This is a genomic window from Myxococcales bacterium (genome assembly GCA_016717005.1).
In the GTDB taxonomy this organism is placed as follows: Bacteria; Myxococcota_A; Polyangia; order Haliangiales; family Haliangiaceae; genus UBA2376.
The window spans coordinates 121,097-133,746 of record JADJUF010000039.1 but is presented as its reverse complement, the minus strand read 5'-3'; the positions used below and the strand labels follow the sequence as shown (position 1 = coordinate 133,746).

The following is a 12,650-nucleotide window of genomic DNA, read 5'->3' as shown; positions in this document are numbered from 1 at the left end:
CGATGCCGGCGCGGCCAGGTGCCGCGACGTGGAAGGAGCACGCAGATGACGTCGAGGTACCTCACGCTCACGACCCTCGTGGTCGCGCCCACCCTGGTCGCGTCGACCGCCGCCGCTGACGAAGCATCACCGAAGCCGCCGCCCGGCCTCACGTTGCCGGCGGGCAAGCTCAACGTCGCGGTCAACCTCGAGATCGCGATGACCGCCGATCAGGTCGCCAAGCCGATCTCGATCTCGCCGGACGTGAGCTATGGCGTTACGTCAGATCTGACCGTCGCGCTCGTCCATTCACGGTTCGCGACCACCGGGTTCCGCGCCGGCGTCGGCGGCGGTCTGTGCGTGACCGGCACCGACGGCGGGTGCGCCGAGGTCTACGACAACGTCGGCGTCGAGGGCTGGTACAGCCTCGCGCGCGGCGCGCTCGCGGTCGCGGCCGGGGGCGGCGCCCACGCGGTCAAGCTCCACGACGGCTTCTACGATCTCAAGGCCGGGGCCAAGATCCGCTACGCGGTCATCGACAAGGTCGCGCTGCACGTCCAGACGAACCTGCTGATCGCGGTCACCAAGCGCGAGGACGCCGCCGGCGCGCGCCTCAACAAGGACTCGCTGTGGGTGCCCGTGGTGGTGACGTACAAGGCGACCCCCGAGCTCACCGTAGGCCTCGGCTCAGGGATCAAGGGGCCGCTGTCGGGCTTCGGTGACGCCTGGCAGGTGTCGCTCGGCGCCCTGATCACGTACGCGATCGATCCCGCTACCGGGGTCGGCGCGTCGTGGATCTTTGGCCAGGTGCTCAGCGGCGCCACCAATCCGCCCGCACCCGGGCCGGCCGTCGAGGGATTCGACTTCCGCGGCCTGCAGATCTGGGGCACGCTGATGTTCTGACGACGGCGCCCAGGGGCGTTGTGGGGGGCACGACGATCTCATGACTCACGCTGCGCCGCCGTCGAGCGCTCACCACAGGCGACGGCGCACACCTTGCAACCGGTCACGGCGGTGTGGAGGACATCCAATATGCTCGCTTCTCGTTCATGGTTGTTCGCGGTGGTCGTCGCAGCCGCCCTCGGCTGCAAGGGCGGCAGTAACAACACCGCCCCCGGACCAGCGCCGGCGCCGGCGCCGCCACCCGCGGACGTCACCAGCGCGCCGCAGGGCGACGCGGTGATCGCCGAGCTGACCGCGCCGCCCAACGTGCCAGCGCCGATCACCCGCACCAAGCCCGCCAAGGTCATCGTGCGCCTCGAGGTGCAGGAGAAGGAGCTGCCGATCTCCGACGGCGTCCGCTACACGTTCTGGACCTTCGGCGGCACCGTGCCGGGCAGCTTCATCCGGGTGCGCCAGGGCGACATGATCGAGTTCCACCTGCAGAACCACCCGTCGAGCAAGATGCCGCACAACATCGACCTGCACGCGGTGACCGGGCCGGGCGGCGGCGCGGCCAGCTCGTTCACCGCGCCCGGCCACGAGTCGCAGTTCTCGTTCCGCGCGCTCAACCCGGGCCTGTTCGTCTACCACTGCGCGACCGCGCCGGTGCCGATGCACGTCGCCAACGGCATGTACGGCATGATCCTGGTCGAGCCCGCCGGCGGCCTGCCCAAGGTCGACCGCGAGTACTACGTCATGCAAGGCGACTTCTACACGGTCGGCAAGTACCGCGAGAAGGGCCTGCAGCCGTTCGACATGCAGAAGGGCATCGACGAGAACCCGACCTACATCGTGTTCAATGGCTCCGAGGGCGCGCTGGTCGGCGACCAGGCCCTGACCGCCAAGGTCGGTGAGACGGTCCGCATCTACTTCGGCGTGGGGGGACCCAACATGACGTCGAGCTTCCACGTCATCGGCGAGATCTTCGACCGGGTCTACACCGAGGCCGGCGCCAACGTGCAGGAGCACGTCCAGACCACGATGGTGCCGGCCGGCGGCGCGACGATGGTGGAGTTCAAGGTCCAGGTGCCGGGGACGTACATCCTGGTGGATCACTCGCTGTTCCGCGCGTTCAATAAGGGCGCGGTCGGCATGCTCAAGGTCGAGGGGCCCGAGGACAAGCTGGTGTACTCGGGCAAGGAGGTCGACTCGGTGTACCTGTCGGACAAGGCCGACCCGAGCGCGGCCACCGCGGTCGCGGCCGCGAGCGCGTCGGCGGCGGCCGGCACGCTGACCCTCGATCAGCAGATCGCCGCGGGCAAGGGGCTGTTCGCCGGCACCTGCTCCGCGTGCCACCAGCCCGACGGCAAGGGCCTGGCGCCGACGTTCCCGCCGCTCGACCACTCGGACTACATCGCGCGGACCCCGCGCGACACGCTGATCGGCGGCGTGCTCAACGGGCTGACGGGCGCCGTCACGGTCAACGGCGCCGAGTACAACGGGCTGATGCCGCCGATGTCGCACCTGACCGACGACGACATCGCGAACATCCTCACGTTCGTGTTCAACTCGATGGGCAACAACAAGGGGCCGGTCAGCGAGGCGGACGTCGCCAAGGTCCGGGCGTCGACCCCGCGGCCGCCGGGCGCGGCCAACTGACCGCGAGCGCAGCCGCCATGTCGAGCCGCGCCATCACCCTGCTGTTCGTCGCGCTGGTCGCCGCCCCGGCGGCCGCGGCGCCGCGCGTCGTGATCGGGCCCGGCACCTATCGCCCGCTGTTCCCGACCTCGCCGGGCGAGACCGAGGTGGCGGTCGCGGCGTTCGCGCTCGACGCGACGCCGGTGACCAACGCCGACTTCCTCGCGTTCGCGCGCGCCAACCCGGCCTGGCGGCGCGGGCGCATCAAGACCGTCCGCGCCGATCGCGACTACCTCGGGCACTGGGCCGGGCCCCTCGAGCTGGGGCCGCGCGCACCCGCGGCCGCGCCGGTCGTGCGCGTGAGCTGGTTCGCGGCCAAGGCCTACTGCGCCTGGCGCGGCGGGCGGCTGCCGACCGAGCGCGAGTGGGAGCTGGCAGCGCAAGCCAGCGCGACCGCGCGCGACGGCACCGACGATCCAGCCTGGGAGGAGCGCGTCCTGGCGTGGTACGCGGCGCCGACGCCGACGGTGCTGCCCGCGGTCGGGCAGGGCGAGGCCAACGCCTGGGGCGTGCGCGAGCTGCACGGGCTGGTGTGGGAGTGGGTCTACGATTTCGGCGCGGCGCTGGTCGCGTCGGACGATCGCGGGCGCGGTGACGCCGACCGCGCCAAGTACTGCGGCGCCGGGGCCGCGCTGGCCCGGGATCCGGGGCAGTACGCCACGTTCATGCGGCTCGCGTTCCGCAGCTCGCTGCAGGCGCGGTACACGACCGCGAACCTCGGGTTCCGCTGCGCGGCCGACGTGCCGCCGACGCGAAAGGAGCGCTGACATGCGCGCGGTGATCGGGATCGTCGTGGTGGTCGTGGTCGCGAGCTGCGGCCGCGGCCAGTCGAGCGCACCGCCGGCTCCGTCGGGCGAGGCCGGCCCATCGGCGCCAGCGGTGGCGTCGGAGCCGACGATGGCCGGCGACTGGGCGTCGCCGCTCGGCGACGGCTCGATCTACGATCTCGAGCTGAGCGTGCGCGGCCCCGACGGTGCGCCGCTGGCGCTGGCGTCCCTGGCCGGCGCGCCGATCGTGATCTCGATGTTCTACGCGAGCTGTCCGGCCGCGTGCCCGCGGCTGATCGACGACCTCAAGGGCGTCGAGCGCGACCTCGATCCCGCGGTGCGCGCGCGGACCCGGTTCGTGCTGGTCAGCTTCGACCCCGACCGCGACACCCCGGCCAAGCTCCAGGCGCTGGCCGCCGAGCGCGCGCTCGGCGCCGGCTGGATCCTGACCGCGGCCACCGACGACGTCGCCCGCGAGCTGGCGGCGGCGCTGGGGATCAAGTACCGCGTGCTCGACGACGGCGAGTTCTTCCACACCTCGGTCCTGACCGTGCTCGACGACGCCGGCCGGCCGCGCGCGCGCGCCGAGGGGCTCGGCCTGGGCCACGACGCGATCGTGGCGGCGCTGCGTTGACGGAGCGTCCATGGCCCCCGCTCCGTCCGCCCTCGCCCCGCTGCCGCTCGCGTCGCCACCGCCGCCGGCGGGCGCGCGGCTGGTCGCGCTCTTGCGCACCAGCCACTTCCTGCGCACGGTGCCCCCGCCGGTGATCGAGCGGCTGGCGGGGCGCGCCAGCGCCCGCGGGCTGGTCGCCGGCGCGCACCTGTGGCGCGAGGGCGATCGCGCGACCGGGTTCCACGTGATCGTCCACGGCCTGGTCACGGTGCGGCGGACGTTGGCGTCAGGCGCCGAGGTGATCGTCGCGATCTTCGGGCCGCGCGAGAACGTCGGTGACACCGCCGCGCTCGAGGACGCGCGCTACCCCGCGGACGCGGTCGTGACGTCGGACACCGCCACGGTGATCCGCCTCGATGCGCAGCGCGTGCTCGAGCAGTCGGCGCTGTGCCCGGCGCTGTCGCTGGCGCTGCAGCAGGCGCTGTGTCGCCACGCGGCGGCGCTGCGCACCAAGGTCGAGATCCTGGCGGCCGGCTCGGTGCGGGCGCGGCTCGCGAGCCTGTTCGTGCACCTGGCGTCGCGGTTCGGCGACGAGCTGGTCGACGGCACCGTCGCGGTGCCGGTGTCGCTGGCGCGGACCACGCTGGCCAGCCTGGTGTCGGCGCGCACCGAGACCGTGATCCGGGCGTTGCGGCCGTGGGAGCGCGACGGCGTCGTGGTCACCGGGCCCGGCGGCTTCATCCTCGGCGATCTGCCGGCGCTGACCGCGTGCGCCGCCGCCGGTTGACGTCAGCGCGCGAGCCGCTGCTGGTACAGGCGCCCGACCGCGACGACCAGGTCCCGGGGCTGGGTCACGACCGCGAAGCCGCCGGCGCCGAACATCTGCGGCAAGTGGTGGCGCGCGCGCCGATCGAGGGCGACGGCGAAGACGTGCACGCCCTGGCGGTCGGCCTCGGTGACGGCGCGGTGGACGTCGGCGACGCCGTAGCGGCCCTCGTAGCGATCGTAGTCGGTCGGCTTGCCGTCCGAGAGCAGCACCAGCAGCTTGCGGCGCGCCGGCTGCCGGTCCAGCAGCGCGGTGACGTGGCGCAGCGCCGGGCCGATGCGCGTGTAGCCGGACGGCTCGAGCGCGGCCAGCCGCGCGTGGGCCGCGGCCCAGGGCGCGTCGAAGTCCTTGAGCATGGCCAGGCGGCAGTCGCGCCGGGTGTAGCTGGCGAACCCGACGACCGCGGTCCGGGTCGCCAGCGGCGCGAGCGCGTCGCCGAGCGCGACCAGGGCGCTGGTGCCGACGTCGAGGACGCGCTGATCGGCGACCCAGGCGTCGCTCGACAGGCTGCGGTCGAGGACCAGCGCCACCGCCAGCTCGGGCGGCTGCCGCCGCGGCGCGACGTACAGCTTCTCGGGGCCGCTGGTGCCGTGGCGGAGCGCGCCGTGGCGCTCGACGATCGCGTCGACGTCGATGTCGGGGCCGTCGGGCTGGCGGCCGAGCCAGCGCGGCTGGAGGTCGAGGCGCGCGAGCTGGGCCGCGAGCTCGGCGCGCTCGCGGCGGAAGCGGCGGCGGGCGGCGGCGACGAACGCGACGGTCGCGGCCGGCGTCGCCCGGAGCGGCGCGTGCTCGACGTGGACCTGGCACCAGGCGCGCCGGTAGCAGCGGCCGCCCTCGTCCCACTCGTCGTAGGTCAGGGCGTCGATCGACGGCGGCGTCGCGTCCGCGCCGAGGTCGCCGGGCTCGGTCATGCCCAGCGCGTCGGCGCGGTACACCGAGCTGGTGCTGGTGCGGCTGCGGACGACCTCGTCGAGATCGAGCTCGTCGAGCGCGTCGCCGTGGGCGTCGAGCTCGTCGGCGCCGTCGATGCGCTTGCGGCCGCCCTGGTACTTCTCGAGCGTGTGGACCTTCTCGAACGAGTGCACCAGCGGGTTGTCGCCGCGCGCGCGCTCGTCGAGCTGGCGGCGCCTGACCCGGTCGTGGGCCCGGCCGGCGCGATCGCGGCCGCCGCGGCTCGGACCCGCGTCGGCGCCCAGCGGCGTCGCGTCGTCATCATCGAGGGTCGGCGGCGCCAGCCAGCCGCACAGCGGCACCGCCGGGCCGCGGCCGCCCTGCGCCGGCCCCAGCTCGACGTCCAGGCGACCGTCCGCGATCGCCTCGAGCCAGGCGGTCGGCGCCGGGGCGGCGGCGGCGACCTCGGTGATCTCGGCCCCGAGCGCGATCTGGGTCGCGGCCGCCAGCGCGCGGTCGGCGGGCGTGCGGCCCGGCGCCGGCCCGCGCAGGCCCCGGAGCTGCGGCAACACCGTCGCCAGCAGCGCCGCGGCGCCGGGCAGCTCGGCGCCGATCTGGGCGCGGGCGCGGACCAGCGCGACCAGCGTGCGCAGGCGGCGCGCGTCGTCGCTGGCGGGCAGCGGCGACGGATCCCGCGCCATCATCGCCCCGACGATCACGCGCGCGCGCAGCAGCGCGAGGTTGGCCGCGGGCGTATCGAAGACCGCGATCAGGGGCGGCATCACCAGGTTCGCGCCGCGCACGCCACCGTCGCCGTTGGCCACGAGCACCGCCATCGGTCGCTCGGCGATCGCGCTGGCCAGGAGCGCGAGCCGTCGTCGGAGCGGCCCGACCTCGACCCCTCGGGCCGCGACCGCGCGGGTCCGCCGCTGCCGCAGCCGGGCCAGCACGCGGCCGAACAGGCGCTCGTCCCAGCTCATAGCGCGAGGTCGACCAGGTCCTGCAGCGCGTGCTGGGTCTCGACGTCGTCGGACAGCGGCGCGACCACCGCCACCGCGCACGCCCGCCTCGGCGGCACGCCGGCGCCGATCAGCCGGCCGGCGTTGATCAGCAGGCGCGTCGACACGGTCTCGGCCAGGCCCAGCTCCTCGAGCGTCCGGATCTTGCCGGCGAGCGCGACCAGGCGCCGGGCCACCGCCGGCTCGAGCTGCGCCTCGGCCTCGACGATCTCGGCCTCGACCTCGGCCGCGGGGTAGCCGAACCGGATCGCGATGAACCGCTGCCGGGTCGACGGCTTGAGCTCCTTGAGGCCGCGGCGATAGCCGGGGTTGTAGCTGGCGACCAGCATGAAGCCGGCGCCGGCGTCGAGCGTCTGATCGAGCCGGTCGATGTGGAGCTGCCGGCGGTGATCGGCCAGCGGGTGCAGCACGACGATCACGTCCTCGCGAGCCTCGGCGACCTCGTCGAGGTACAGCACCGCGCCCTGCTTGACGGCGCGGGTCACCGGGCCGTCCTGCCAGACGGTGTCGCCGCCCTTGACCAGCCAGCGGCCGATCAGGTCGTGGGCCGAGGTCTCGTCGTTGCAGGCGACCGTCACCAGCGGGCGGTCGAGGCGCGCCGCCATCGCCTCGACGAAGCGCGACTTGCCGCAGCCGGTCGGGCCCTTGAGCAGGACCGGGGTGCGGGTCGCGTGGGCCGCGGTGAACGCCCGGACCTCGTCGCCGACCTCGCGGTAGTACGGCGTCGTCATGCCGGCTCGGCCCCGGCGCCCGCGGCCTCGACGCTGGGCGCGCCGTCGAGCTCGGCGACCGGCTTGCCGTGGCGGATGAAGTTCCAGATGAACGCGCCGATGCCGAGGATGAACAGGCCGGCGGCGAGGATGAGGCCCCAGAAGTGGATCTCGATCTCCTTCTGGACCGTGACGAAGTCCATCCCGATCCGGCGCTCCATCACGACCTGGGTGATGCCGGCGACGGCGAACGCGAGGGTCATCGCGATCATGCCGATGTTGCTGGTCCAGAAGGCGAACGACGCCGCCGGCGTGTCGTGGCGCTTGCGCCCGGTCAGCAGCGGCAGCGCGTAGCTGATGATCGCCAGCACCAGCATCGCGTACGCGCCCCAGAACGCCATGTGCCCGTGCATCGCCGTGACCAGCGTGCCGTGGGTGTACTTGTTGACCGCGGGGATCGTGTGGGCGAAGCCGAGGAAGCCGGCGCCGACGAACGACATCACGGCGCACCCGATCGTCCACTGCAGCGCGATGCGGTTGGGGTGCGCGCGCCCGCCCCGGCGCGCCATCGAGATCGCGTAGATCGCCATCGCGAGGAACGCCAGCGGTTCGAGCGCGCTGAACACGCCGCCGATCAGGAGCCAGTACCGCGGCGTGCCGATCCAGTAGTAGTGGTGGCCGGTGCCGAGGATGCCCGACAGGAACGTGAAGCCGACGATCACGTAGAGCCACTTCTCGATGACCTCGCGGTCGACGCCGGTCAGCTTGATCAGCAGGAACGACAGGATCGCGCCCATGATCAGCTCCCACACGCCCTCGACCCAGAGGTGCACCACCCACCAGCGCCAGTACGAGTCGATGGTCTGGTTGTCGGTCGGGATCATGCCCGGCAGGTACAGGAGCGCGGCCATCAGCAGCCCGAAGAACAGGACCATGCTGGTGGTGGTCATCCGCCGCCCCTTCCAGATGGTCATGCCGATGTTGGCGATGAACAGGAGCACGTCGACGACGACCAGGACGTCGAGCGGGCGCGGGATCTCGAGGAACTTGCGGCCCTCCCACCACTGCAGGTGGAAGCCGATGATCGCGGTCACGCCGACCGCCACCAGCGCGATCAGCTGGACGTAGGCCAGCTTGGGCCAGTACAGCTCGCGATCGGCCTCCTCGGGGATGATGAAGTAGGCCGCGCCCATGAAGCCGGTCAGGAGCCAGACCACGAGCAGGTTGGTGTGGACCGCGCGGGCGACGTGGAACGGGATGATCGGGTGCAGCGGATCGTGGCCGGCGTGGGCGTAGGCCATGATCAGGCCGTAGACCAGCTGCAGGGCGAACAGGAGCATGCAGGTGGCGAAGAACCACCAGGCGACGCGCTGTGATTCGTACTTCATGGTGGTCTCCTACTTGAGCGTCGACAGGAAGGCGGTCAGCTCGTCGAGCTGGCCGTCGGTGAGGGGCAGCTTGGGCATCGCGGTGCCGGGCTTGACGCTGGGCGGATCGCGCAGCCACGCGGTGATCTCGGGCGCGGTCTTGCGGTTGCCGACGCCGTCGAGCGCGGGCCCGACCGCGCCGCCCTGGCCGCCGAGGGAATGGCAGGCGACGCACAGCTGGTTGAAGATCTGCGGCCGATCGGTGGTCCCGGCCATGCCGGTCGTGGTCGCGACCCGGCCCAAGGTCGGCTTGGGCGGCCAGCCGTTCAGGTCCATCTCGCCGATCCAGGTGAAGAACGCGATCAGGTCGTCCTTGTCGCGCTCGGAGAAGTCGTACTTCCACATGCGCCGCTGGCCCGGGTACATCTTCTCGGGATCGGTCAGCATCGCGCGGATGAACACCGGCCCGCGGCGCTCGATCACCCGTGTCAGCTCGGGCGCGTAGTACGCGCCCTCGCCGAGCAGGGTGTGGCAGCCCATGCAGTTCGAGCGGTCCCACAGGTCCTTCCCGCGGCGGACCGAGTCGGTGATCTTGCCCTGGTGGGTCTGACCGGGGATGCGCGCGAACGTGTCGACGGTCAGGCCGATGAAGGCGACGACGCACAGCGCGGTCCCTCCCAGGAAGAACGCGCGGGCGGCGGACTTGGACAGCATGGATGCTCCTTGCGATAGGTCCGGGCGGGCAGCGACGCGCCGCCGGACCATCGGCGCGTGGGACGTGGAGGACGCGGGCGGTTCAGGTCGGCGGCGGCCGCGCCAGGCGCCGCTCGCGCGCGCGCGCCAGCGGGTACACGGTGCGGTCGGTGAAGCCGCGGTGCGCGGCCAGCGCGCAGGCGAGGTCGTGGGCGTGCGTGACCACCACCGCGCAGGTGGGGCACGCGATCATCGTCATCAGCATGGCGATCAGGTCGTCGGTCGCCTCGCGGCACGCGCGCTGCTCGCTGGTCACCACCGGCCACGGCGCCGCGATCGACGCGAACACCGTGTGGTCGGGCGCGCCGGCGGCCAGCGCCCGCAGGTACGGGACGATCACGCGGGCCTCGCGCGCCAGGTTGGCGCCGACGACCGCCTCGATCCGCTCGGTCGTCGCGGCCAGCACCGGGCCGTGCTCGCCGGTCAGGTGATCGCGGTGCGCCGCCAGCGCCGCCAGCGCCTGGCGCAGCGCCGCGTGGTGCACCGTCGTCAGTCGATCGAGCGCGGCCTCGAGCAGCGCGTCACCTGCCGCGGGGCTCGCGCGGTCGTGCGCGGCAGGCGTGGGCGGCGTGACCATGGCGCCACCCTGCGCCGGCCGCGATCGGGCCGCGATGACATTTGTCAGTCGGCCGTCAACGCCGCGATCCGGACGGCGCTGGAGTCGACCGGCCGCGCCGGCGCTCGGCCGGGTCCGGCGGCGGTGTTCGCCGCGATCGGGATGCGCTGATCCGCCTCGATCCGGAGCTCAGCGCACGACCTTGAGGCTGCCCTCGATGTCGGCGAAGAAGTCGTTGCCCTTGTCGTCGACGACGATGAACGCCGGGAAGTCGACGACCTCGATCCGCCAGACCGCCTCCATGCCGAGCTCGGGGTACTCGAGCACCTCGACCTTCTTGATGCAGTCCTGGGCCAGGCGCGCGGCCGGCCCGCCGATCGAGCCCAGGTAGAAGCCGCCGTGGGCGGCGCAGGCCGTGGTCACCGCCTTGCTGCGGTTGCCCTTGGCCAGCATCACCAGGCTGCCGCCGTGCCGCTGGAACAGCTCGACGTAGCTGTCCATGCGCCCGGCGGTGGTGGGGCCGAACGAGCCCGAGGCCATGCCGGTCGGGGTCTTGGCCGGTCCGGCGTAGTAGACGCAGTGATCCTTCAGGTACTGCGGCAGGCCGGCCCCGGCGTCGAGCCGCTCCTTGAGCTTGGCGTGGGCGATGTCGCGCGCGACGATCATCGGGCCCGACAGCGACAGCCGGGTCTTGATCGGGTACCGCGACAGGGTCGCGCGGATCTCGCTCATCGGCCGCGCCAGATCGATCGCGACGCACTCGCCGCCGAGGTCGTCGGCGGTCGGCAGCGGCAGGTAGTGGGCGGGATCGCGCTCGAGCGCCTCGAGGAACACGCCGTCCTTGGTGATCTTGCCCTTGGCCTGGCGGTCGGCCGAGCACGACACCGCGATGCCGATCGGGCACGACGCGCCGTGGCGCGGCAGCCGGATCACCCGGACGTCGTGGCAGAAGTACTTGCCGCCGAACTGCGCGCCGATGCCGGTCCGCTGGGCCAGCGCCAGGACCTCGCCCTCGAGCGCGACGTCGCGGAACGCGTGGCCGAGCTTCGAGCCGGCGGTGGGCAGGTGGTCCAGGTAGCGGGCGCTCGCCAGCTTGGCGACCTTGAGCGTGGTCTCGGCCGAGGTGCCGCCGACGACGACCGCGAGGTGGTAGGGCGGGCACGCCGCGGTGCCGAGGCTGCGCAGCTTCGACTCGACGAAGGCCAGCAGGCTGGCCGGGGTTCAGGACCGCCTTGGTCTCCTGGTACAGGTAGCTCTTGTTGGCCGAGCCGCCGCCCTTGGCCATGAACAGGAACCGGTAGCTGTCGCCGTCGTCGGCGTACAGCTCGATCTGCGCCGGCAGGTTGGTGCCGGTGTTGACCTCCTTGTACATGTCGAGCGGCGCGAGCTGCGAGTAGCGCAGGTTCGAGGTCTGGTAGGTGTCGAAGATGCCGCGGGCGATCGCCGCCTCGTCGCCGCCGCCGGTCATGACGAACTGGCCCTTCTTGCCCATCACGATCGCCGTGCCCGTGTCCTGGCACATCGGCAGCACGCCGCCGGCGGCGATGTTGGCGTTCTTGAGCAGGTCGAGCGCGACGAACCGATCGTTGGGCGAGGCCTCGGGATCGTCGAGGATGGCGCGCAGCTGCGCCAGGTGCCCGGGCCGCAGCAGGTGGGCGATGTCGCGCATCGCCTCGGCGGTCAGCAAGGTCAGCGCCGCCGGCGCGATCTCGAGGAAGGTGCGGCCGCCGGCGGCGAACGTGCCGACGTGATCGGCGGTGAGCTGGCGGTACGGCGTGGTGTCGTCGCCCAGCGGGAGCAGTTCGGAGAACGCGAAGTCGGGCATGGCGCGGCGACCGTACCAGGATCCCGGCGGCCGGCGATCAGGCGTAGGCGGCCGCCAGCATCTCGCGCAGCGGGTGGGCGACCGCGGTCGCGGCGCGACGCAACGCCGCACGGTCGAGGTCGACCTGGATCGAGGTGACGCTCGCGCGCCCGCCGGCCAGCTCGACGATCGCGTACTGGGCGTGATCGAGCAGCCGCGGCGGGCCGCCGTCGACGAACTCGCGGATCGCCAGGCCGACCGAGCCGGGGTTGACGATCAGCGCGGCGTGGTGCTGCCGGACCAGCGGCAGGTGGGTGTGGCCGCCGGCCAGGACGGTCGCGGTGCGGCCGGCGAGCATCGCGTCGACGTCGGCGCCGGGCGTGGTCGCGAGCAGGTTCTCCATGTGCGACCGCGGCGTGCCGTGGAACAGGTGCAGACTGGCGCCGCCGGCGGTGATCGTCCGCTCGGGCACGAACCCGCGCAGCTCATCGAGCTCGGCCGCGGTCAGCTGGTCGCGGCACCACGCCACGGCGGCGTGGATGATCGGCGCCTCGGTGTACTGGTCGAGCAGCGCCGGGTGGAACAGGAACTCGTCGTGGTTGGCGAGGATGGTCGGGCCGTCGAGGTCGCGCAGCCGGGCCAGCACCTCGCGCGGGTGCGGCCCCAGCGTCGCGACGTCGCCCAGGCACACGATCTGATCGACCCCGCGCCGGCGGGCGTCGGCCAGGACCGCGTCGACCGCCACCAGGTTGGCGTGGAGGTCCGAGATCAGCGCGACGCGCACG

The 12,650-nt window shown here is 73.0% G+C and carries 11 protein-coding genes and 1 pseudogene; 5 read left to right on the top strand and 7 right to left on the bottom strand.

The window, feature by feature from the left end; all coding sequences use genetic code 11:
- The first annotated feature begins 45 nt into the window (after positions 1-45).
- The 5 genes from IPL61_31580 to IPL61_31560 all read left to right on the top strand — a co-directional run bounded on the left by IPL61_31580 (position 46) and on the right by IPL61_31560 (position 4,726).
- On the top strand, positions 46-882 hold the full coding sequence (locus IPL61_31580) for a hypothetical protein (GenBank protein MBK9035741.1): 837 nt from the start codon (positions 46-48) through the stop codon (positions 880-882).
- Between the two features lie 129 nt (positions 883-1,011).
- Positions 1,012-2,520 (top strand): nitrite reductase, copper-containing, encoded by a 1,509-nt coding sequence (gene nirK / locus IPL61_31575; protein MBK9035740.1) that lies wholly within the window; start codon positions 1,012-1,014, stop codon positions 2,518-2,520.
- A gap of 17 nt (positions 2,521-2,537) precedes the next feature.
- Positions 2,538-3,326 (top strand): formylglycine-generating enzyme family protein, encoded by a 789-nt coding sequence (locus IPL61_31570; protein MBK9035739.1) that lies wholly within the window; start codon positions 2,538-2,540, stop codon positions 3,324-3,326.
- Position 3,327: 1 nt separating this feature from the next.
- The gene (locus tag IPL61_31565) at positions 3,328-3,960 is read left to right on the top strand and encodes an SCO family protein (protein ID MBK9035738.1); all 633 of its coding nucleotides are present in this window, start codon (positions 3,328-3,330) and stop codon (positions 3,958-3,960) included.
- A gap of 10 nt (positions 3,961-3,970) precedes the next feature.
- Positions 3,971-4,726 carry a Crp/Fnr family transcriptional regulator gene (locus tag IPL61_31560; protein ID MBK9035737.1) on the top strand — a complete coding sequence of 252 codons (756 nt, stop codon included), beginning with the start codon at positions 3,971-3,973 and terminating at the stop codon, positions 4,724-4,726.
- Between the two features lie 2 nt (positions 4,727-4,728).
- Here IPL61_31560 and IPL61_31555 read toward each other — a convergent pair whose 3' ends face one another.
- From IPL61_31555 to IPL61_31525, 7 genes and pseudogenes are all read right to left on the bottom strand, one after another.
- Entirely contained in the window at positions 4,729-6,636 is a 1,908-nt protein-coding gene (locus tag IPL61_31555; GenBank protein ID MBK9035736.1) for a VWA domain-containing protein, read from the bottom strand.
- Positions 6,633-7,406 (bottom strand): CbbQ/NirQ/NorQ/GpvN family protein, encoded by a 774-nt coding sequence (locus IPL61_31550; protein MBK9035735.1) that lies wholly within the window; start codon positions 7,404-7,406, stop codon positions 6,633-6,635. Before IPL61_31550 ends, IPL61_31555 begins: the two co-directional genes overlap by 4 nt.
- Positions 7,403-8,773: a cbb3-type cytochrome c oxidase subunit I gene (locus IPL61_31545; GenBank protein MBK9035734.1), complete on the bottom strand. Its 1,371-nt coding sequence runs from the start codon at positions 8,771-8,773 to the stop codon at positions 7,403-7,405. The genes IPL61_31550 and IPL61_31545 overlap by 4 nt, the downstream gene beginning before the upstream one ends.
- A 9-nt stretch (positions 8,774-8,782) precedes the next feature.
- Positions 8,783-9,466 (bottom strand): cytochrome c, encoded by a 684-nt coding sequence (locus IPL61_31540; protein MBK9035733.1) that lies wholly within the window; start codon positions 9,464-9,466, stop codon positions 8,783-8,785.
- Positions 9,467-9,548: 82 nt separating this feature from the next.
- A complete protein-coding gene (locus tag IPL61_31535) occupies positions 9,549-10,082 on the bottom strand; it encodes a hypothetical protein (GenBank protein MBK9035732.1) in 534 nt (177 codons plus the stop codon).
- A 168-nt stretch (positions 10,083-10,250) separates the two neighbouring features.
- Positions 10,251-11,886, bottom strand: a pseudogene (locus IPL61_31530) (fumarate hydratase).
- Positions 11,887-11,923: 37 nt separating this feature from the next.
- Positions 11,924-12,649, bottom strand: coding sequence for a metallophosphoesterase family protein (locus tag IPL61_31525; protein MBK9035731.1), 726 nt, complete (start codon positions 12,647-12,649; stop codon positions 11,924-11,926).
- Between the last annotated feature and the right edge of the window lies 1 nt (position 12,650).

Coding starts and splice junctions, on each gene's coding strand:
- IPL61_31580 (MBK9035741.1), top strand. CDS start 46: ATGACGTCGAGGTACCTCACGCTCACGACCCTCGTGGTCGCGCCCACC.
- nirK (MBK9035740.1), top strand. CDS start 1,012: ATGCTCGCTTCTCGTTCATGGTTGTTCGCGGTGGTCGTCGCAGCCGCC.
- IPL61_31570 (MBK9035739.1), top strand. CDS start 2,538: ATGTCGAGCCGCGCCATCACCCTGCTGTTCGTCGCGCTGGTCGCCGCC.
- IPL61_31565 (MBK9035738.1), top strand. CDS start 3,328: ATGCGCGCGGTGATCGGGATCGTCGTGGTGGTCGTGGTCGCGAGCTGC.
- IPL61_31560 (MBK9035737.1), top strand. CDS start 3,971: ATGGCCCCCGCTCCGTCCGCCCTCGCCCCGCTGCCGCTCGCGTCGCCA.
- IPL61_31555 (MBK9035736.1), bottom strand. CDS start 6,636: ATGAGCTGGGACGAGCGCCTGTTCGGCCGCGTGCTGGCCCGGCTGCGG.
- IPL61_31550 (MBK9035735.1), bottom strand. CDS start 7,406: ATGACGACGCCGTACTACCGCGAGGTCGGCGACGAGGTCCGGGCGTTC.
- IPL61_31545 (MBK9035734.1), bottom strand. CDS start 8,773: ATGAAGTACGAATCACAGCGCGTCGCCTGGTGGTTCTTCGCCACCTGC.
- IPL61_31540 (MBK9035733.1), bottom strand. CDS start 9,466: ATGCTGTCCAAGTCCGCCGCCCGCGCGTTCTTCCTGGGAGGGACCGCG.
- IPL61_31535 (MBK9035732.1), bottom strand. CDS start 10,082: ATGGTCACGCCGCCCACGCCTGCCGCGCACGACCGCGCGAGCCCCGCG.